At 61.3% G+C, this 19,932-nt stretch carries 23 protein-coding genes and 2 tRNA genes; 7 read left to right on the top strand and 18 right to left on the bottom strand.

What is annotated here, in order from left to right; genetic code table 11:
- Positions 1-21 precede the first annotated feature (21 nt).
- Together NPX02_RS13140 and NPX02_RS13135 are read right to left on the bottom strand one after the other, a co-directional pair.
- Complete coding sequence (locus NPX02_RS13140; RefSeq protein ID WP_260294131.1) at positions 22-360, bottom strand: hypothetical protein; 339 nt, start codon at positions 358-360, stop codon at positions 22-24.
- Between the two features lie 767 nt (positions 361-1,127).
- Positions 1,128-1,520, bottom strand: coding sequence for a hypothetical protein (locus NPX02_RS13135; RefSeq protein ID WP_260294141.1), 393 nt, complete (start codon positions 1,518-1,520; stop codon positions 1,128-1,130).
- On the opposite strand from NPX02_RS13135, the gene NPX02_RS13130 reads away from it, so the two are divergent.
- The gene (locus tag NPX02_RS13130) at positions 1,491-2,630 is read left to right on the top strand and encodes an integron integrase (RefSeq protein WP_260294139.1); all 1,140 of its coding nucleotides are present in this window, start codon (positions 1,491-1,493) and stop codon (positions 2,628-2,630) included. The genes NPX02_RS13135 and NPX02_RS13130 overlap by 30 nt on opposite strands.
- 11 nt (positions 2,631-2,641) lie before the next feature.
- Here the strand turns inward: NPX02_RS13130 and NPX02_RS13125 are convergent, their stop codons facing one another.
- The 4 genes from NPX02_RS13125 to mutY form a co-directional block, all read right to left on the bottom strand.
- Positions 2,642-2,923 carry an antitoxin gene (locus tag NPX02_RS13125; protein ID WP_260294130.1) on the bottom strand — a complete coding sequence of 94 codons (282 nt, stop codon included), beginning with the start codon at positions 2,921-2,923 and terminating at the stop codon, positions 2,642-2,644.
- Positions 2,924-3,305: 382 nt separating this feature from the next.
- Positions 3,306-3,381, bottom strand: a tRNA-Phe gene (locus NPX02_RS13115).
- Positions 3,382-3,511: 130 nt separating this feature from the next.
- Entirely contained in the window at positions 3,512-3,772 is a 261-nt protein-coding gene (locus tag NPX02_RS13110; RefSeq protein WP_260294127.1) for an oxidative damage protection protein, read from the bottom strand.
- Entirely contained in the window at positions 3,747-4,844 is a 1,098-nt protein-coding gene (gene mutY / locus NPX02_RS13105; protein ID WP_260294124.1) for an A/G-specific adenine glycosylase, read from the bottom strand. The genes NPX02_RS13110 and mutY overlap by 26 nt, the downstream gene beginning before the upstream one ends.
- A gap of 97 nt (positions 4,845-4,941) precedes the next feature.
- Here mutY and NPX02_RS13100 point away from each other — a divergent pair, with 97 nt between their 5' ends.
- Complete coding sequence (locus NPX02_RS13100) at positions 4,942-5,913, top strand: L,D-transpeptidase family protein (protein ID WP_260294122.1); 972 nt, start codon at positions 4,942-4,944, stop codon at positions 5,911-5,913.
- Between the two features lie 321 nt (positions 5,914-6,234).
- Here the strand turns inward: NPX02_RS13100 and NPX02_RS13095 are convergent, their stop codons facing one another.
- From NPX02_RS13095 to NPX02_RS13080, 4 genes are all read right to left on the bottom strand, one after another.
- Entirely contained in the window at positions 6,235-6,519 is a 285-nt protein-coding gene (locus tag NPX02_RS13095) for an Lpp/OprI family alanine-zipper lipoprotein (protein WP_260294121.1), read from the bottom strand.
- A 143-nt stretch (positions 6,520-6,662) separates the two neighbouring features.
- Entirely contained in the window at positions 6,663-8,813 is a 2,151-nt protein-coding gene (locus NPX02_RS13090; protein WP_260294120.1) for an AsmA family protein, read from the bottom strand.
- 290 nt (positions 8,814-9,103) lie between these two features.
- On the bottom strand, positions 9,104-9,415 hold the full coding sequence (locus tag NPX02_RS13085; protein ID WP_260294119.1) for a putative signal transducing protein: 312 nt from the start codon (positions 9,413-9,415) through the stop codon (positions 9,104-9,106).
- 66 nt (positions 9,416-9,481) lie between these two features.
- A tRNA-Gly gene (locus NPX02_RS13080) sits at positions 9,482-9,555 on the bottom strand.
- Between the two features lie 246 nt (positions 9,556-9,801).
- Here NPX02_RS13080 and trmB point away from each other — a divergent pair.
- The 3 genes from trmB to NPX02_RS13065 are packed head-to-tail and all read left to right on the top strand — an operon-like array spanning position 9,802 to position 11,902.
- The gene (gene trmB / locus NPX02_RS13075; RefSeq protein WP_260294118.1) at positions 9,802-10,500 is read left to right on the top strand and encodes a tRNA (guanosine(46)-N7)-methyltransferase TrmB; all 699 of its coding nucleotides are present in this window, start codon (positions 9,802-9,804) and stop codon (positions 10,498-10,500) included.
- Between the two features lie 5 nt (positions 10,501-10,505).
- Positions 10,506-11,105, top strand: a complete 600-nt coding sequence (locus tag NPX02_RS13070; RefSeq protein ID WP_260294117.1) for an ABC transporter ATP-binding protein — start codon at positions 10,506-10,508, stop codon at positions 11,103-11,105.
- On the top strand, positions 11,105-11,902 hold the full coding sequence (locus tag NPX02_RS13065) for an ABC transporter permease (protein ID WP_260294115.1): 798 nt from the start codon (positions 11,105-11,107) through the stop codon (positions 11,900-11,902). The genes NPX02_RS13070 and NPX02_RS13065 overlap by 1 nt, the downstream gene beginning before the upstream one ends.
- A gap of 203 nt (positions 11,903-12,105) precedes the next feature.
- On the opposite strand, the gene NPX02_RS13060 is transcribed toward NPX02_RS13065, so the two are convergent.
- On the bottom strand, positions 12,106-12,324 hold the full coding sequence (locus NPX02_RS13060) for an RND transporter (protein ID WP_260294113.1): 219 nt from the start codon (positions 12,322-12,324) through the stop codon (positions 12,106-12,108).
- A 201-nt stretch (positions 12,325-12,525) separates the two neighbouring features.
- On the bottom strand, positions 12,526-13,023 hold the full coding sequence (locus tag NPX02_RS13055; RefSeq protein ID WP_260294112.1) for an O-acetyl-ADP-ribose deacetylase: 498 nt from the start codon (positions 13,021-13,023) through the stop codon (positions 12,526-12,528).
- 442 nt (positions 13,024-13,465) lie between these two features.
- Between NPX02_RS13055 and NPX02_RS13050 the strand changes: the two genes are divergently transcribed.
- Positions 13,466-13,810, top strand: a complete 345-nt coding sequence (locus tag NPX02_RS13050) for a DUF3301 domain-containing protein (protein ID WP_260294111.1) — start codon at positions 13,466-13,468, stop codon at positions 13,808-13,810.
- 11 nt (positions 13,811-13,821) lie between these two features.
- Here the strand turns inward: NPX02_RS13050 and NPX02_RS13045 are convergent, their stop codons facing one another.
- The 6 genes from NPX02_RS13045 to NPX02_RS13020 all read right to left on the bottom strand — a co-directional run bounded on the left by NPX02_RS13045 (position 13,822) and on the right by NPX02_RS13020 (position 18,631).
- Positions 13,822-14,211: a ClpXP protease specificity-enhancing factor gene (locus tag NPX02_RS13045; protein WP_260294137.1), complete on the bottom strand. Its 390-nt coding sequence runs from the start codon at positions 14,209-14,211 to the stop codon at positions 13,822-13,824.
- Positions 14,212-14,229: 18 nt separating this feature from the next.
- Positions 14,230-14,853 carry a stringent starvation protein SspA gene (gene sspA, locus NPX02_RS13040; protein ID WP_260294109.1) on the bottom strand — a complete coding sequence of 208 codons (624 nt, stop codon included), beginning with the start codon at positions 14,851-14,853 and terminating at the stop codon, positions 14,230-14,232.
- 282 nt (positions 14,854-15,135) lie between these two features.
- A complete protein-coding gene (locus NPX02_RS13035) occupies positions 15,136-15,873 on the bottom strand; it encodes a cytochrome c1 (RefSeq protein WP_260294136.1) in 738 nt (245 codons plus the stop codon).
- A gap of 11 nt (positions 15,874-15,884) precedes the next feature.
- Positions 15,885-17,102 carry a cytochrome b gene (locus tag NPX02_RS13030; RefSeq protein ID WP_260294108.1) on the bottom strand — a complete coding sequence of 406 codons (1,218 nt, stop codon included), beginning with the start codon at positions 17,100-17,102 and terminating at the stop codon, positions 15,885-15,887.
- Positions 17,102-17,686: a ubiquinol-cytochrome c reductase iron-sulfur subunit gene (gene petA / locus NPX02_RS13025; RefSeq protein ID WP_260294107.1), complete on the bottom strand. Its 585-nt coding sequence runs from the start codon at positions 17,684-17,686 to the stop codon at positions 17,102-17,104. The genes NPX02_RS13030 and petA overlap by 1 nt, the downstream gene beginning before the upstream one ends.
- Positions 17,687-17,884: 198 nt before the next feature.
- Complete coding sequence (locus NPX02_RS13020) at positions 17,885-18,631, bottom strand: Nif3-like dinuclear metal center hexameric protein (RefSeq protein ID WP_260294106.1); 747 nt, start codon at positions 18,629-18,631, stop codon at positions 17,885-17,887.
- Positions 18,632-18,714: 83 nt separating this feature from the next.
- Here NPX02_RS13020 and NPX02_RS13015 point away from each other — a divergent pair, with 83 nt between their 5' ends.
- Positions 18,715-19,866 (top strand): S1C family serine protease, encoded by a 1,152-nt coding sequence (locus NPX02_RS13015; RefSeq protein WP_335342563.1) that lies wholly within the window; start codon positions 18,715-18,717, stop codon positions 19,864-19,866.
- Positions 19,867-19,932: the final 66 nt, after the last annotated feature.

Here is a 19,932-nt window from a genome sequence, read left to right as displayed (position 1 = left end):
GAACTTACCGAGTTGGCCGAACTACCTTTTTCTCTTAGAGCTTTCATCTATAGCCTTGAACACTTTATGTTTGATAACTTCTTCAGCGATAGCAGTCGCTACAACCACGCCAACACTGTCTTTTCCGCCAAAAAGAAAACGAACAAGTGGATATAGCAATAGAAACGGAGCCAAAGTAATCGCAAAAAACGCGCCAATCATTTTGTCGTTTACTATGAGATAAACTCCCACTGAGAAACTGATTAAAGAGCTCCAGTAAAATATGGATGATTGAATTCGTTTTTTGTATTTTCCTGTAATCATTTCGACCGTTTCATACGGCCACTTACTCGGTTCCGGTGCTGCTTCCTTTTTTTCCATTTTTTTCAAGTCCTGTTTTTTCTGCGCCTAACGCTTTGCACAGCCGGGAGCCGCCGCGCAGCGGTGGCGAATCGGCTGGTGCAACTGGTTAAAGCTCCGCCCTACAAACAACAACGGACCCATATTACTGCGCTCAATTTTCACAAATGCTCCCTGCGATGCTTTGGACCCGCACCGGTGTGGACCGGAACCCGATATAAACTCTAAACGGTATCAAAAAGGCGATTCCATTCATGGCGGCACGATCTATCCTATGACTCCATCTCTGCACGGCCTTGAATGCCACGACCGTTTTTTGAATAGACCTCTTCTCCAAACCAGCAACAAATGTTTTCACCTTACTATCCATTTCTGCTTTAACGATTAATGTTGAGTGGCCGTTGCGGAACGCAGTGGAGCAATCGGTCCATCTCAACGGGTGGTTCTATGCTGGGCCTTTCATACATCCGACTCGCTTCCCCTTCGCACGCCGTGTATGTGGGGAGACGCCATCGACGGGAGGACGGGATGTGGGCTCGGCTGTTGGGCCGTTGGCACCTGATAGGGAGGGATTCCTTGCCGTGAAGCCGTGTGCTCATCCGGTAAACTCGTTTACTGCGTGAGCACACGGCTTCACGGTAACATTTTTATTTATCACTCCCTGTCTCCCTTTTCAGCGGCTTTCGTCAGATTATTCCTTTTTTGTGCTGCTTTTTATTTTCCGGAGCAGCGCTCGAATAAATGCTGTAAGTTGTTGATTTATTTGTCTATTTGCATAGAACAGCTGATTATGCGTCTCGCGCATTTCTTGAGAAATGTTGCTCGCGCATTATTTGTAAAAAGCGACTTATTGTTCTATATTTGTTCTCCATTGGAGATTCATACAGCAAGGAGCCGCTACTATGTCTATTGATTCGGGCACTCAACCCACTGATCCCAAAATCGAACAGTTTTGGAAACGGTATATTGATGTTCTCAAGCTGTTTCATATCCCTGAGCGATCCCGCCCCTGGTACCGGAAACATGTCCAGGGATTCATTGATGCGCATCCCGGCGTAAGGCTTCACGCCCAAACCCCGGAGGCGATCGAACGCTGGTTTACCAGGCAGGGGCAGAACCCCCAACTCTCTGCCTGGCAGTTGCGGCAAAAAGTGGATGCCTTGCGGCTGCTGTTCAGGCACATTCTGAAACCGGATTGGGCGAGTGAGTTTGACTGGGACCACTGGTCGGAAGGTGGGCAGCCACTGGGCGACAGCCACCCGACGGTTGCACGCAGTTATGAGACGGCCAATGCGGGTGCCGATAAGCCCGGCAATCTGCTGGGCAATGCCTTTCCTGAGGTGTATGCCCGGTTTATCGCGGCGATTCGCGTAGCCGGCCTGGCCATCAATACCGAGCAGAGTTACCTGGGCTGGATAAACCGTTTCCTTCGATTTCATGGAAGCTCGCTCCCTAAAGATTGCGCCGAGCCAGAAGTGTCTTCCTTTTTAGAGCATTTGGCCGTTCAACGCAAGGTATCCGGCGCAACCCAGGCCCAGGCACTGAACGCGCTGGTCTTTTTCTTTGCCCGTACCCTGGAAAAGCCGCTGGGCGACATCGGCGCATTCAAACGGCCCAAACCCTATAAACGGATACCCACCGTGCTGAGCCGACGGGAGGTGGCGCGGATTCTTGGCCAGATGCAGGGAATGACAGGTTTGATGGTGCGGTTGATGTATGGCACCGGAATGCGCGTGATGGAGTGCGCCAGATTACGCATACTGGATCTCGACTTTGACTACCGCCAGATCACCGTTCGCGCCGGCAAGGGCAAGAAGGACCGGGTGGTGCCGATGCCCGATGCCCTGTCTGATAAACTGCAACGGCAGATTGCCTGGGTAACCGACCAGCATGCCGGGGATCTCAAGGCTGGCTTTGGGTCCGTGTATCTGCCGGAGGCACTGGAACGTAAATATCCCAATGCCGCCAAGGAACTCCGATGGCAGTATCTGTTTCCAGCCACGCGCATTGGCACTGATCCGCGTTCAGGCGTATTGCGCCGACACCATATCCATCAATCGGTGATCCAGCGGGCGGTACGCAAAACCGCCGTGGATGTGGGTCTCACCAAACGGGTTACCAGCCACACCCTGCGCCACTCCTTTGCAACCCATTTGCTGGAATCAGGCTCGGATATTCGGACGGTTCAGGAGCTGCTGGGGCATACCGATGTGACCACGACGATGATCTATACCCATGTGCTGGCAAAAGGTGGGGGTGGTGTAACAAGTCCGCTGGACCGGCTGGAGTAATCCCGGAGGAGCTATTTATTAGCCAATTTATCGATGAGTTGCCCATCGACAAACTTGTGCAGCACGCTTGAGACCAGAGTTTGATAGGGGATTCCCTCTTTCAGCGCACGCGCCTGAAGCGCCCGGAGGTCCCGCGACGACAGCCGGATATTTATCCGTGCATCCTTTTTGAAAGTCTCTTCCGCAACGATCCGATGCTCCTCAATCTCCTTATCGGCGTTTTTGACGCGCTTGAGCCTACCCGCCTCGAATGCTTCCAGGATCTCTTTCTCTTCCAATTTCAGTTTACTCATTTAAACCACCCACATATTGCTTCGTGGCCTTTCGGCTTGGGATGATGGTCTTCAGAAAGATCTCCTCCTCGCTTTCAACGAATGGGACGAGGTAGGCGTAACCCTCGACACCAGCACAACCGAGACTTTTTGCCCGGGATATCGCCCTTGATTCGGGTGTTCGAAGATATCGACCTCATTTCCCAGCTGGATATTAAGAACGATTTCCTCGAAAGATATACCTCGTTCCGCTTTGAGAAGATCATTTTTCTCTGAATTCCATGCGAAGGTTTTCATACCAAAAAGGTAGCACAACGTGTGCCTTTTGTCTTCGACCCGTCGTGGTGTTACCGGAAGCTAAAATGCAAAACGGCCCGCATGAATGCGGGCCGTTTTTTGTGGATGGTGGCCAGGGACAGAATCGAACTGCCGACACGCGGATTTTCAATCCGCTGCTCTACCAACTGAGCTACCTAGCCTTGGCGAGGGCGTATTAAACCGATACCCGCCGTCTGAGTCAAGTGGGAATTGTATTAAGCCGCCGACGGCAGACTTTTTCGCCCCCCTGTTGCTCTGGAGGACGACGGGGTCTGCCAGGCGACCGCCGGCTCAGGGGGTGAATTTGACCTGGGTGCCGCCATCTTCGAACAGGAACTTGACCATCTGCTCTTCGAGGAACACGCGGGACTTGGGGTCGGCCAGGGAGAGCCGGTTCTCGTTGATCAGGATGGTCTGTTGCTGCTGCCACAGCTGCCACGCCTCCTTGGAGATACTCTCGAACACCCGCTGCCCCAACTCGCCCGGGTAGGGCGGTCGTTCCAGGCCTTCGGCCATCTTGTTCAATTTAACGCATTCCACCATACGGCTCATCGACCCTCTCCTCTAAATGCTGTTTTAGTTCTTCAATCAATTGCGAAACCGGTGCGGCCAGGCCGCGCTGGTCGGGTTTATTGGTGTTATACCAAACTCTACCGCCGCCATCCATGACGCATTCCGGCTGCCCGCTGATCCGAACCACCAGCGGGGTGATCAGCAGGTGGAAATGGCTGAAGGTGTGGCGCCGTTGCGGCCACCAGTCGACCGCCTGACACGCCTCGCCGAAGCGGGCGGCCAGCCCGGCCTCCGCCGCCGCCCGGTCGGTATATTCCGGCAACCCCCAGAGACCACCCCAGATGCCGCTTTGCGGACGCGCCTCCAGTAGCAGCCGGCCGCGGCCATTATGGATCAGCAGCATCACGACTTTACGGCTGGGCAGTTGGGCACGCGGCTTGGCCTGCGGGTAGGCGCCGGGTTCGCCCTCGGCGCGCGCCCGGCATTGCCGCCCCAGGGGACAGGCGTCGCACAGCGGATTGGCGCGCCGGCAGAGGGTGGCCCCCAGATCCATCATCGCCTGGTTGTAGGCGCGGGTCCGGGTTGGCGGGGTGAGCCGCTCGGACAGGGCCCAGAGCCGTTTCAGAACGTCCGCCTTGCCGGGCCAGCCGGGCACTGCAAAACAGCGCGCCAGGACCCGTTTCACATTGCCGTCCAGGATCGGCAGGGGCTGCTCCAGCGCCAGTGACAGGATGGCGCCCGCGGTGGAGCGGCCGATCCCCGGCAGCGCCATGAGTGACTCCAGGGTGGCGGGGAACCGGCCGTTCCGCTCATCCAGGACGATCCGTGCCGCGCGGTGCAGGTTGCGCGCCCGGGCGTAGTAGCCGAGACCGGACCAGAGGTGCAACACCTCGTCCAGCTCCGCCTCGGCCAGTTGTCGTAGCCTGGGGAAACGCTGCATGAAGCGTGCATAGTAGGGAATGACGGTGGTCACCTGGGTCTGCTGCAGCATGATCTCGGAGACCCAGACCCGGTAGGGGGTCGGGTTGCGTTGCCACGGCAGGTCCGTGCGCCCGTGACGCTCGTACCAGGCGACGATCAGTTCGGAAAATTGTGTTGGGTCCTGCTCCATGAAACCACTCCGGTTCTCGACCACGCCAACCGCTTCGCAGACGGCCCGGACGCTTTATGTCACAATAACGCCCTGTTTAACAACCCGATGGATGACCGTGAAATCACTTCTGTCCGGATTTGTCTGCACCCTGTTCGCCCTTCTGCCCGGCATCGGCCACGCCCTGAGCTTTCCCCTGCCTGAAGCGGGCAACGACATCGTCGGCGAAGTCCGCCAGATCCAGACCCGCTACGAGGACACCTTTTCCGACATCGCCCGGGCCAACGGCCTCGGCTATATGGAGATGGCCGAGAGCAATCCGCAGGTGGACCCCTGGCTCCCCGGCGAGGGCACTACCGTGACCCTGCCCGGCCGCTTCATCCTGCCGCCCGGCCCGCGTGAAGGGATCGTGATCAACCTGGCCGAGTTGCGGCTCTATTATTTTCCCAAGGGGGAGAACCGGGTGGTCACCTATCCGCTGGGGATCGGACGCGAGGGCTGGAGCACGCCGACGGGTCAGGCCCGGGTCACGCGCAAACAGTACCGGCCGAGCTGGTACCCGCCGGAGTCGATCCGCCGGGAGCATGCCGAGAATGGCGATCCACTGCCGGCCGTGGTGAAACCAGGACCGGACAACCCTCTCGGCAGCCACGCCATTTACCTGAGCATGGCCGGTTATCTGCTGCACGGGACCAACAAGCCCTACGGGGTGGGGATGCGGGTCAGCCACGGCTGCATCCGCCTCTACCCCGAGGATATCGCCGCCCTGTTTGAACAGGTCGAGGCCAATACCCCGGTCCGCATCATCGACGAGCCGTACAAGGCCGGCTGGGAGAACGGCCGCCTCTACGTGGAGGCGCATCCACCGCTGAGCGAGCAGCGGGCCCGGGAAGGGATCAATTTCACGCCGCTGGTGAGGGCCGTTGTCGCGGCCCTGGGCCCGAGTGGAGCGAAACCGGACTGGGAGGCGCTGAAACAGGCCGCCCTGGGGCAGCGCGGTATCCCGGTACCGGTCACCGCGGCGCCGGCACCGGCGTATCAATCGACGGCACCGCTGCCGAACGCGTTGTCGCTCTCCACTGCCGAGTAGCTTTTCCGAGTTTGCTGCCGGGATGCCTGGCGCCCACGGGGCGGCCGATGTCCGCTTGGGTGCGGGCCAAAAAAAGGGCTATGTCCGAGTTAGTTGTTGGTGTTGATCAAGCTTGGTGAATCACCCCGATAGGGGCGCCCCTGGCGCGAAGGTTTTCGCGGCAAAGCGACGCACAAGGAAGCGCTAATGCCGCGGGAGGCAGGATGCCGGGAGCGGCCACTCCGACAAAAGCACGGTCTCTCATGCAACACCTAACTGGTACATAGCCAAAAAAGGCCCGGTGGCTTTCGCCAACGGGCCTTTCAGCAGTGCGGGCAAGATTTATTTTGCCATCGATTTCTGCAGGATGCGGTCACATTTTTCCGCACACTCATCGGCGGCGGCCTGCGCGGCATTGGCGGCATTCATCGCCGCATCCGCCTTACGGTCAGCATCACCTGCTGTCTGGCTGGCGCTTTGGGCGGCAGAAAGTGCTGCCGCGGCATCTTCCTGAGCCTTGGTGATATCCGTCTGCATCTGTTTCATCTGTTCGGTACTGGCACAGCCTGTCACCAAACCCAGAGTAAGCGCCATCGCGGCCAGCTTCTTAAGGGTGCTCTTGGTCATCGTCATCTCCTAGATTTATCTTGTTTTTACCACGCAGTTCCCGCCAGGCGCTGACCCAGCAGTATCCCTGGCGACATGATAGGGGATCGCTGACCCGTTCTCAAACGAATTCAGCGGCGAACGTCACACTACAGCCCTAAAAATCAGTTAAAAAGCCCCTTTAGGCGGTCTTTAAGCTTGTTTTCCAGTTTTTCCCTGGTCTCCTGCTTCTTCTCCTCAAGCTGCTGTTTCACCTCGGCCTCCTTCTCTTCGAGCTTGGCCTTCTGCGAGGCGGTCACCACCTGGGCCCAGTCGATGGTGTAATCGGGCGAGGCGTAGGGTCCGGTCAGTTTGACCGGGATCGGCACCCCCTTCAGCTCTTCAAGCCCCGCGCCACCCTGTCCCGCCGCGGTGCTGACGATCACCGGCTTGACCAGGTAGTCGAGGGTTTCCGTTACCAGGTTGACCTGACCGGCGCCGGTCACGCGGAGAAACGGCGACTTGGCCAGCAGATCCTGGTTATCCAGCACCCCCTGCTTGATCACCGCCGTGCCGCCCAGCTCGGAAAAATCGGTCTGCGGCGGCGCGCTGTCGGCCGGCAGCTGCTCGCCCTTCAGCCGGGCTCGACCCTCACGCAGCAACTGCGCCAGGTTGACCCCCTTGACCGCGCCATTCTCGAAGCGAAAGCTGAGATTCCCGTTGAGTGCGCGCTTGAAGGCGTTGATGCTGTTGCCGCTGGTGCTCAGCTTGGTCTGGAAGCTGCCCTTGCCGTCAAACTTGTCCTTGGCGATCAGGTCCTGCAGCAGGGGACCGGCCTGAATATTCGTCGCCTGTTCCGCAATCTGCACAACCGGGGTCTTGCCGGCCACGTTCAGGTTGACCAGCCCGTCCAGGCTACCTTGATAGAATGCGCCGATCTTCTGCTGCACATCGATCTTGCCCTGACTGGCCTTGACCGTCACCAGGATATCCTTGGCAGTCAGTTTGCGGATGATCATCTGGCCGATCTTGAGCGTGCCGTTGAGATTGAGCCCGCGCAACTGCTCAACGGGCAGCAACGGCTCGTCGCCGCTCGCCGCCGCCGTGGTCGCGCCGCCATCGCTGCCGGCGGCCGGTGCTGCCGGCGCGGCGGTCTCTTCCTGTACCGGTGGCAGATAGCGGTCCAGGTCGATGCTGTCCACATCCAGAGCAAATCCGATCGCGCCGCCCTGCAGACTGGCATTGCCGTTGATCTTGCTATCGTCCAGCACAATGGCGAGTTTGTTCAGCCGGGTCACATCATCCTGGGACGCCAGTTCAATAGCGGCGCCAAAGCGGGTCAACACCTGGGGATCGGCGGTCTCGGGCACGACCATACCCTGCCCGCCGAGCCATTCGCGCAGATTCAGCTCCGCCAGATTCAGGGTGCCGCTGAAGGCCGGCTGGGCCGCCAGGTTGCGGCCTTGCAGACTGCCGGTCAGTTTCAGTGCATCGGCGGTGATGGAGAGACCATCGACCGTGAGCAACTGGCCATCCAGCGCCACCCCGACATCCGCCATCAGGCTGGCACTCATGGTCTCTTTCTGCAACAGCGGACTGGTGGCATCCACCTGCAGCTCGAGCCCCTTGATGTGCAACATCCTGGCCGCCTCGTCCAGGGCGACCTCACCCTCCAGCTTGATCTCGGCATTCAGCTCCGGCTCCCGGCTCTGCAACTGTGCCCCCAGTTCCAGGCTCACCGGGCTACCCGGGCGGATGGCGCCGCTCTTGAGGAAGAACCGGTCCACCGTATACTGCTGTCCGGTACTCTGGTCGTCCCAGCGGATGCGGGCATCGCTGATATCCACGCCGCCGATCATAAAGCCTTCCAGCCCGCGTCCCGGGGCCGCTTCGGGTTTGCCCTCAGCCGGGGCGCCTTCAACCGGGGCGCCCTCCTTGATCAGGTCATCCCAGTTGGTGACGCCCGCTTTCGACTTGGCGAGATTCAACGCCAAGCCGTCCAGCCCCACCGTATCCACTTCCAGCCGGCGACTCAGCAGCGGCATCAGTTTCACCCGGATCGCCGCGCTCTTGACCGCCGCAAACGGCTGTTCGCCAAAGCCCGGGGCGTTGCTCAACTCAAGCCCGCCGATCTCGATCCCCAGCCAGGGGAAGACCGAGAGTTTGAGGTCGCCGGCTATGGTCAGATCCCGTCCGGTCTGATCCTTGACCTGGGTGACGATCTCCTCCTTGTAGTCATTGGGATCGACCACCATCGGCAGGATGATGACTGCCGCCACGATCAGCAGCAGAAGCACCAACACCAGACCACCCAGTATTTTGAATAACTTACCCATCACAAACTCCGTGTTATTGTCGTTTTCTTATTTCCACCCTGCCGCTCGCCGGTTTGGATCGGCGGGTCAAAGCACCCCTAAGCATGAACCATAATCGGCCTTGGCGCCACCCGTGGGAAGTACGGAAATGCTAGCCGAATCCCGGCGGCGGGACGAGCCGACACCGCCGGCGCCACGTTAACCGAAGGCATCACCCATGGGAATTTACGATACGGGGAAACCGCCCTGAATTGGCGGATAAGTTTGTAGCCGGTTGGGGTTAACAGACAGGGGACACCGATTTATCGCCGTTACGGGTCACGCGGTGTGGAGCAGTTCCAGCAGAGATCGAAGGCGGCCTCCATCAGCTCGCCGCAGCGGCTGCAGCGCCAGGGTAAACGCTCCGCTTCCGGTTCGCTGAGATAGCGATCGATCAATTGCCGGGCCAACGCGTAATCCGCTTCCTCCACCACCCAGAGCGCCGGAAACTGCAGCGCCGACAGCTCGCCCGCCGCGCCGCTCAGGTAGTCGCCGAGGATAACGGTTTCAATGTGGTGTGCCGCCAGGGCGTCGTGCAGCATCTGCGCCTGCAGCCGGTCCCGGCACTCGTAGAGTCGCTTCATGACTTGATTATGCCGCTAAAGGGATTATGCGGCTAACGGGAATATGCCGAAACGGGAGGAGGAAATTGGAGCGGGTGAAGGGAATCGAACCCTCGTATGCAGCTTGGGAAGCTGCCGTTCTACCATTGAACTACACCCGCTGTGCGCAGCAGATTCTATGCGCTGACGGGGGTTGGGTGCAAGCACCGCGACCGCCCGGCCACGGTTTTCACCGCCCGCCCCGCCCCGCCCCGGCGAATCCAATCACCCGTGCGGCCGGTTTGGTGTAGAATCCGCCTGAAAACCGGCTTGTTGTCGTACCGGGATCGGCGTGACGTCGGAATCCACGGCCGCGAGAGCGGAACCAAGCCGACCCCGGCCCATTGCTTATTGACCACACCCGCATCATGTCTGAACAGGAAAAACCGCTCCGTCCGATCCGCAGCTTCGTGTTGCGCCAGGGCCGCCTTACCGTTGGCCAGCAACGGGCCTTCGATACCCTCTGGCCCCGTTTCGGCATCGACTACGACGGCCGGCCAATCGATTTTCACCAGCTGTTCGGCAATGACCACCCGGTGTTCCTGGAGATCGGTTTCGGCAATGGTGCATCCCTGGCCGCCATGGCCGAGGCGCACCCGGAGCAAAACTATCTCGGCATCGAGGTGCACGGCCCCGGGGTGGGCCATCTGCTGATCCAGATCGAGGCGCGGGGCCTGCGGAATGTGCGCATCCTCCGCCATGACGCCATCGAGGTGCTGAAACAGTGCATCCCGAGTGCCGCGCTGCAGGGGCTGTTCCTGTTCTTTCCGGATCCCTGGCACAAGAAACGGCACCACAAGCGGCGCATCCTCAATCCGGCCTTCGTCACCGAACTGGGGCGGGTGATCCGCCCGGGCGGCTTTTTCCATGCCGCCACCGATTGGGAGGATTATGCGCTGCAGATGCTGGCGGTGCTCTCCGCGGCCGACACCCTGTTTGAGAACAGTGCCGGTCCGGGCCAATACACCCCCCGCCCCGATTACCGCCCGCTGACCAAGTTCGAACAGCGCGGCCAGCGGCTGGGCCACGGCGTCTGGGACTTGATCTTCATCCGGCGGCAGGCCTAGCGGGGATGGGCCGGCTGATTCTGCGGCAGTTTCAGGGCGCCGGTCTGGAACCGGTCGATCTCACCATTGTGGCGGGCGAATGCGTCACCCTCACCGGCAGCTCCGGCAGCGGCAAGACCCGCCTGCTGCGCGCCATTGCCGATCTCGATCCCCACGGCGGCGCGGCCCTGGTCGACCGCCAGTTGGTCGACGAGACGCCGCCGCCCGAGTGGCGCCAGCGGGTCGGCCTGCTGCCGGCGGAGAGCCACTGGTGGCAGGAGCGGGTAGGCGACCACTTCAACGGCTCGACCACCCAGCTGCTGTCCGCGCTGGGGTTGAGCGAGGCCTGCCTGGAGTGGCAGGTGGTGCGTCTCTCCAGCGGCGAGCGCCAGCGCCTTGCCCTGGCGCGACTGCTGGATCGCCAGCCGGCGGTGCTGCTGCTGGACGAGCCGACCGCCAATCTGGATCCGGAAAACAGCGCCCGGGTGGAGGCACTGGTGGGTGATTATGCTCAACAGCACGGCGCCGCCGTACTCTGGGTCAGCCATGATCCGCGGCAGCGCCGCCGGGTGGGGCAACGCCACCTGGTGATCCGCGAGCGGCGGATCGAGACGGAGAGCGCTTGATGGAACTGATCCACCTCAGTGCCTATGACCTGTCGATCCCGGCCCTGCTGGTGCTGGCGCTGGCGGCCCTCTCGTGGCGGCTGCGGCTGGGGGTGGAACGGCAACTGCTGATCGCCGCCCTGCGCAGCATCCTGCAACTGCTGCTGCTCGGCCTGGTACTCAACACCCTGTTCAGTCAGCGCGCACCACTGCCGATCCTGGCCCTGGCCCTGTTCATGCTGACGGTGGCCGGTTACGAGGTGATGGCGCGCCAGAAACGCCGATTCCGAGGGCTCTGGGGCATCGGCATCGGCACCCTCTCCATGTTCATCTCCTCCTTCAGCATCACCCTGCTGGCGGTGCACCTGGTGGTGCGGGTCGATCCCTGGTACACCCCGCAGTACCTGATCCCGCTGCTCGGCATGCTGCTGGGCAACACCATGTCGGGCATGGCCATCGCCCTGGACAACCTGACCCGGAACGCCTGGCAGCAGCGCGGCGTGATCGAGGCGCAGCTGATGCTGGGTGAGAGCTGGGACCGGGCGATCGGCGAGATCCGCCGCGACGCCCTGCGTTCCGGCCTGATCCCGATCATCAACGCCATGGCGGCGGCCGGGGTGGTCAGCCTGCCCGGCATGATGACCGGGCAGATCCTCTCCGGCAGCCCGCCGCTGGAGGCGGCCAAGTACCAGATCATGATCCTGCTGCTGATTGCGGTGGGCACCGGCCTGGGGGCCATCGTCGCGGTGTGGATCGGTTCAAGACGGCTGTTCGACCAGCGCCAGCGGTTGCGCCTGGAGCGGCTCACCGACGCATAGGCGTGGGGTGCGCGGGATCGGCCCGACGATTGGCCACGCGGATAGGAACTCGGCCAAAATCGCGGCGGGGCGCCGCTCCTACAGGTGCGGTTCTCCCCGGCCGGTGGTCCATCCTGTAGGCGGTCCGCCCCGGCCGAATTTGCGACAAGCCACCGAGTCCATCAGTTGGAATGGAATTGCGCGAGTTGTATCGGCTGTCGCGGTCAGGCGGCCTGACGCAGGCGCCGCAGCTTCAACAGCAACACCACGAAGGGCGCACCGTGCAGCAGCAGGTCGAACATATCCAGGGGGCGCACCAGGCGACCCTCGGCCAGCATCTTCAGCTTCTCCCAGAGATGCGGCTCCGGGGTAAAGGGGGCCAGCCCGAGCAGCAGGCAGGCGAGCACGACCAGGGGTAGCGGAAACTCATCCAGCCAGGCCATTTTCAACTCCCGCGATTGCCAAATACATGCTGATTACTCTTTTTATCTGTTATGGGGGACGGACATCCCCCGACTGTTCCTGTGACGCTTCGCACCAAGGGTGCGGCGCCCACGGGGCGCCCTATGTCCGGTAACGGCTCACACCTGGGGCCGGCGCCACGGAGCGTCCCTGTCCCATAGGGCGGGCCATGCCCGCCGGCCCTATGCCCGATCGACCAGCGAGCGATAGAGTAGCGCATCCGCCTCGCTGCAGCAGCAGGCGATCAACTCATCGAATCCCTCGGCCGCCGCCATCTCCTCCAGGGCGATCGCCGCCGCCTGCCGTTTCGGATAGCCATAGACACCGGTGCTGATGGCGGGAAAGGCGACCCGCCGCAGCCCCTTCTCCCGGGCCAGCGCCAGGCTGTTGCGGTAGCAGGCGCGCAGCAGCTCCGGCTCACCCCGGTCGCCGCCGCGCCAGACCGGCCCAACGGTGTGGATGATCCAGTCGGCCGGCAGCCCGAAGCCCGAGGTGATGCGCGCCTCGCCGGTCGGACAGCCACCCAGGTTGCGGCAATGGGCCAGCAGTTCCTGCCCCGCCGCCCGGTGGATGGCCCCGTCCACCCCACCGCCGCCCAGCAGACTGGAATTGGCCGCGTTGACGATGGCATCCACGGCCAGCCGGGTGATATCGTCCTGTATGATGCTGATGTGGTTCATCTCAATCGTTCTCCGCCTGTTCCGAGGTGTCGGAGTCAAATAGATTCCTGATTACCTATCCAGCTCAGCCATCATCAGGAAAAAGGTTAGCCGCGAGGAGTGGTGCAAGGATGCACCGTTTACGGACCAAAGGATGGAATAAACGCAAATGAACGCGGATAAACCCATTGGAATCGCAGGCTCACACCAACGGGCAACAAACCACAAAGCGGGCGTTGAATAACCGGGGTAGGATGCCGGTGAGGCACGAACCGCATCAAGCCTTACCGCCAATGATGCGGTTCGCAAGCTCACCAGCATCCTACATCACCGGCAAGCACCCTGGCACTACCCCTTACCCATAAGTGGGCCGGACTGCATCCTACACCCTATGCCAAAGAGTTCATGGGATGTGCTGCAATCCATGGGGTCACCACCCCGTTTATTCTGTAACATAGCCGCTATGACCACTCTTGTCCCACTGCTGCTGCTTGGCCTGCTGATCTGGTTCTGGCTGGACAGCGCCCGCGCCCGCGAGCTCGCCACCGGGATCTGCCAGGCGGCCTGTGAACAGCGGAATCTGCAGTTTCTCGACCAGACGGTGGCCCTGAGGCGCATCGGGCTGCGCTGGACCGATCGGGGTATCCGCATCAGGCGGCTGTATCAGTTCGATTATAGCGAGGAGGGGGTCGGCCGCCGCGACGGCCATCTGATACTGCTCGGCATCCAGTTGGAGGAGTTCAGTCTGGGCCTGCCCAGCCAGGGGGACAATGTGGTGCCGTTTCGCCACAAGCCACCCGATCTCTGACCTTAGAGCCCTTACTTGACCACCTTCAGGCTCGGCCGGTCACGCGGTGGCTTGGGATCGTCATCCGGCGGGGTGCCGTCGTCATCGCCCGGGGTTTCGTCCGGAAACAGCATGCCGCGGCCGTTCTCGCGGGCATAGACCCCCAACACCGCCTCCGGTGGCACCACCACGTCCATCGGCGTGCCGCCAAAGCGGGCGTTGAAGGTGATGTAGTCATTGCCAAGCACCAGGCCGCGCACCGCGGTGGGTGTCACGTTGAGCACGATCCGCCCCTCCTCGACAAACTGCCGGGGCACGATCACATCCCGTTTCTCCGCATCCACCAGCAGGTGAGGCGTGAGATCGTTATCCACCAGCCACTCATAGAGCGCGCGGATCAGATAGGGACGGTTGGAAGTCAGCATGGCAACAGGCGGTGATCAGTCCCGCATCTCCCGCTCGGCCTCGGAGAGACTCTCCCGGAACGATTCGCGCTCGAACAGGCGGGCGGCGTAATCCAGTACCGGTTTGCCCTGGGGCGGCAGTTCGATGCCGAGCAACGGCAGACGCCACAGCAGCGGGGCGATCGAGCAGTCCACCAGGGAGAAGTCGTCGCTCATGAAATAGGGTTTGTGGGTGAAGATGGGGGCGGCGGCGATCAGACTCTCGCGCAGCTCCTTGCGCGCCTTGGCGGCACCCTTGCCCCCGGCCAGGATCTCCTCCATCTGGGTATACCAGTCCTTGCTCACGCGGTGCATGTAGAGTCGCGAACTGGCGCGCGAGACCGGATCCACCGGTAGCAGCGGCGGGTGCGGGAAGCGCTCATCCAGATACTCCATGATGATACGCGACTCGAACAGGGTCAGATCCCGATCCACCAGCGTGGGGAGGCTGCCGTAGGGGTTCAGGTCCATGATGTCTTCGGATATGTTCAGCGGATCGACATCCTTGATCTCGACGGTGATATTCTTCTCCGCCAACACCAGACGCACACGATGACTGTAGGGGCTGCTCGGATCCGAGTACATGGTCATCACAGATCTCTTGTTCGCAACAACGGCCATACAAACCACTCCAGGATAGTATCAGGGACGAGGAGTCTGCCGGACTTAACACTGATCTACTGCGGAAAAGCTGGATTGGCCACATTTCCCGATCTTTCTCGTTAAATAGGCCCACTATCCGCCTCGAAAGATCGAAAAATCTGTCTCAATCCAGCGTTCCCTCGCTACGATCGGTCAAGCCCGGCAGACTCCTGGCAATAAAAAATTCCGCTGCCCTAAAGCAACGGGGGCGTACAGTATACATTAAACTGTACGCCCCCGGGTGACCGGATATGTCGACGATCAGTGGACGTCTTTCCAGTACTCTTTCTTCAACAGGTAGGAGAGCACGAAGAACACCGCCAGGAACAGCAGCACCCAGACGCCGATGCGTTTGCGCTCCAGCTGGATCGGCTCGGCCACGTAGCTGAGGAAGGCGGTCAGGTCACGCATGGCACCGTCGAACTCCTCGGTGCTCATCTTGCCCTGGCCGGCGGCACCCTCGACCGGCACCAGCTCCTTGACCACCTGTTGGCCATCCACCTCTTCAAACACGGCCTTCTGCATGCCCTGCAGTTCCCACAGGACATGCGGCATGCCGACATCCGGGAAGACCACGTTGTTCACGCCGAAGGGACGCGCCTCATCCACGTAGAAACCGCGCAGGTAGGTGTAGATGTAGTCGACACCCCGGGCGCGGGCGATCAGGCTCAGATCGGGCGGCGCGGTACCGAACCAGCCCTCGGCATTGGCCGGACTCATGGCGATGTTCATGGTCTCGCCGATCTTGTCGGTGGTGAACATCAGGTTTTCCTTCACTTCGTCCTCGGTCAGGCCCAGGTCGCGCGCCAGGCGGTTGTAGCGCTGGAACTTGGCCGAGTGGCAGCTCAGGCAGTAGTTGACGAAGTACTTGGCGCCGCGCTGCAGCGATGTCTGGTCGGAGACATCGATATCGGCGTCATCCAGGTGCGCACCGCCACCGGCCGCCAGACCAAGCAGGGGTGCCGTGGCTAATAAAAATGCAGCTATCAGCTTGTTCATTGGCAGCTTTTTCATTTGGTCACCCTCTCAGGAACAGGCTTGGTCTTATCCATCTTGCTGTAGATCGGCATCAACAGGAAGAAGGCGAAGTAGAGCACAGTAGAGATCTGCGCCAGCAGGGTCAGGAAAGGCGTGGCCGGCTGCGTTCCCAGCCATCCCAACAGGATGAACACCACCACAAAGATGGCGATGGCGCCCTTTACGATCGACCCCTTATAGCGGACCGACTTAACCGGACTGCGGTCCAGCCAGGGCAGGAAGAACATCACCACGATGGCCGCGCCCATGGCCACCACGCCCGGGAAGGCGGAGCCGGCAATCGAGGGCACCGCGCGCAGGATGGCGTAGAACGGCGTGAAGTACCAGACCGGGGCGATATGCACGGGGGTCTTCAGCGGGTCGGCCGGATCAAAGTTGGGGGGCTCCAGGAAATAGCCGCCCATCTCCGGGGCGAAGAAGACCGCCGCCGCGAACAGGAACAGGAACCCGGCCACACCGACGGTATCCTTGACCGAGTAGTAGGGGTGGAACGGAATGCCGTCCTTCGGGATGCCGTTCTCGTCCTTGTTCTTCTTGATCTCGATACCGTCCGGGTTGTTGGAACCCACCTTGTGCAGCGCCACGATATGGATGAACACCACGGCGGCGAGCAGGAACGGCAGCAGGAAGTGCAGGGCGAAGAAACGATTCAGGGTGGCATCGGAGATAACGTAGTCACCACGGATCCAGACACCCAGTTCCGGGCCAATCACCGGCACCGCCGAGAACAGGTTGATAATCACCTGCGCGCCCCAGTAGGACATCTGGCCCCAGGGCAGCAGATAGCCCATGAAGGCGGTGGCCATCATCAGCACATAGAGCACCACGCCGATAATCCACAACAGCTCGCGCGGCGCCCGGTAGGAGCCGTAGATCAGGCCGCGGAACATGTGCAGGTAGATGACGATGAAGAAGGCTGAGGCCCCGGTGGAGTGCAGGTAGCGGATCAGCCAGCCCCACTCCACATCGCGCATGATGTATTCGACCGAGCCGAAGGCCTGCACGGCGTCCGGCTTGTAGCTCATGGCCAGCCAGACACCGGTGAGGATCTGGTTGACCAGCACCAGCATGGCCAGTGAGCCGAAGAAATACCAGAAGTTGAAGTTTTTCGGCGCGTAGTATTCCGCCAGGTGCTCATTCCACACCTTGGTGGCCGGGAAGCGCTCGTCGATCCAGTTCATTAAACTCATCAGGCAGCTCCTCCGTCTTCACCCACCAGTAACCGGGTATCCGTCAGGTAGTAGTAGGGGGGTATCACAAGGTTTGTCGGGGCCGGTACGCCTTGATAGACGCGACCCGCCAGATCGAAACGGGAACCGTGGCAGGGGCAGAAGAAGCCACCCACCCATTCCGCGCCCAGATCATGCGGCGCCACCTCAGGACGGTAGGTCGGCGAACAGCCCAGGTGGGTGCAGATACCCACGGCCACCAGATACTTCTCCTTGCGCGAGCGATAGGGGTTCTGGCAGTAAGCCGGTTGTTGCGGCTGCTCTGAATCAGGGTCCAGCAGGACCTCAACCAGGCCCTCCATATCCTTGAGGTTCTTCTCCGTGCGATGGACCACCCAGACCGGTTTGCCGCGCCATTTTACGCGCATCATCTGGCCCGGCTCAAGCTTGCCGATGTCGGCTTCAACCGGCGCACCCGCTGCCTTGGCCTTTTCACTTGGATTCCAAGACTTCAGAAAAGGTACTGCGACAAAGCCGGCACCCACGGCACCGACCACACTGGTTGCGGCAGTTAGAAACCGCCGCTTTTTTAGATCCACACTCATTAGTTTATGACTCCCGGAGTAGGCCGGACGCTGAAAATCCCGGCCGAATCTTAACAGAATTGGCTCAGGAAAATCAGTATATGCTGATATTTACCCCAAAATAGACGGCGCATTCTCTAACATGCGCCGCCCAAGGTCAAGATTGGCCTGGTCGATAACAGGGTCATTGGCTGGGCGAGCCAACATCAAAGCCGCCTGTCAGGCAGGGTTGTCGACATCGATAAACTGGTGATCCAGATCGAATTTTTCCGCCAGGTGGCGCCCCAGGGCCTGCACCCCGAAGCGCTCGGTGGCGTGATGGCCGGCGGCGAAATAGTGAATACCCAACTCTCGGGCCAGGTGGGTGGTGGATTCCGACACCTCGCCGCTGATGAAGGCGTCGAGCCCCGCCGCAGCCGCCTCCACGATCGCCCCCTGCGCCGCCCCCGTGCACCAGCCGATTCGCCGGATCGGCCGCGCGTCGGCGGCGATCAGCAGCGGCGCCCGCCCCAGCAGGCCGGTCAGGCGCTCCGCCAGGGCGGCCGGTAACTCGCCGTCCAGTTCGCCCTGCCACACCAGCCCCCGTTCCAGGGGTCGGGCTCGCGCGACTCCCAGCCGGTCGCCCAGGGCGCGGTTGTTGCCCAGCTGCGGATGGGCATCCAGCGGCAGGTGGTAGGCCAGCAGGCTGATGCCGGACTGCATCAGGGACCGCACCCGCCGCCCCTTGACGCCGACCAGGGGCGCCGGCTCACCGCGCCAGAAGTAACCGTGGTGAACCAGCAGCAGGTCGGCGCCGGTCTGCCCGGCCGCCTCGATCAGCGCCTGGCTGGCGGTGACGCCGGTCACCAGCCGGCGGATCTCCCGCCGCCCGGCATCCAGCTGCAACCCGTTGGGACAGTAGTCTTCAAAGCCATCGGCTGCCAACAGGTCATTGCAATAGCGTTCCAGTTCAAAAATATCAATCATCGCTCCACCTCGCCCAAACCCTCGGTATTGGGACATAATAAGCTATCCCATATGCAACCGCCGCAGTGTATCCTGACCGCATGATGAAAAGAGCCTTCACCTATATCGCCACCTCCGCCCTCGCCGGCATGGCGGCCGCCTATATTGCCGTAAGCCTGTTCACCGCGCCGCCCCCGACCGAGTTGCTGACGCCGACCCCGGCACCGGCGGTGCCGTCCGGCCAGAGCCAGGGGCCGGTCTCCTACGCCAGCGCGGTGCAGCTGGCCACCCCGGCGGTGGTTAACATCTTCACTGCCAAGGTGACGGTGCAGCGCGGCAATCCGCTGTTCGACGACCCGTTTTTCCGGCGCTTCTTCGGCGATCGATTCCAGGCGCCGCCACGCCAGAGACTCCAGACCAGCCTCGGCTCCGGAGTGATCATCAGCAGCAACGGCTATATCCTCACCAACAATCATGTGATTGAGGACGCCGACCAGATCCGCGTCGTGCTCGCCAATGGCCGCACCCTGGATGCCCAGGTGGCGGGGGTCGACCCGGACACCGACCTGGCGGTGCTGAAGACCGACGCGGACGACCTCCCCACCATCACGGTGGGTGATTCCCAGGGGCTGCAGGTGGGCGATGTGGTACTGGCCATCGGCAACCCGTTCGGCGTCGGCCAGACCGTCACCATGGGCATCGTCAGTGCCACCGGGCGCAATCAGCTCGGCATCAACACCTTCGAGAACTTTATCCAGACCGATGCCGCCATCAACCCGGGCAACTCCGGCGGCGCGCTGATCAATGCCCACGGCCAGCTGGTGGGCATCAATACCGCCATCTTCTCCAAGAGCGGCGGCTCACAGGGGATCGGCTTCGCCATCCCGGTGGCGCTGGCCAAGGGGGTGATGGACCAGATCCTCAAGCAGGGCCGGGTGGTGCGCGGCTGGCTCGGCATCGCCGGCCAGGACATCACCCCGGAACTGGCCGAGTCATTCGGCCTCAAGGCGGGCAGCGGGGTGCTGATTTCGGGTGTACTGGAGGACGGTCCGGCCGACCACGCGGGACTGGCACCGGGGGATGTGATCTCCACCATCAACGACCAGCCGCTGACCAGCGCCCACGATATTCTCAACCTGATCGCGGCCGTGCCACCCGGGGAAAAGGTGTGGATCAAAGGGTGGCGCAACGGCGAACCGCTGGATATCCAGGTCGAGGTGAGCGAGCGGCCGCGCATCGATCCGCAGCAGCAGTAGGTCGGGTGGCGAAAAACAGCCTTCCGCGTGGGCACAAAAAGCGTGCCAACCCGATTGGGTAGGCAT

The sequence above is a fragment of the Sedimenticola hydrogenitrophicus genome (assembly GCF_025175675.1).
GTDB classification, from domain to species: Bacteria; Pseudomonadota; Gammaproteobacteria; order Chromatiales; family Chromatiaceae; genus Sedimenticola; species Sedimenticola hydrogenitrophicus.
The sequence above is the reverse complement of the archived record's forward strand: the minus strand, read 5'-3'. Positions and strand labels throughout refer to the sequence as shown.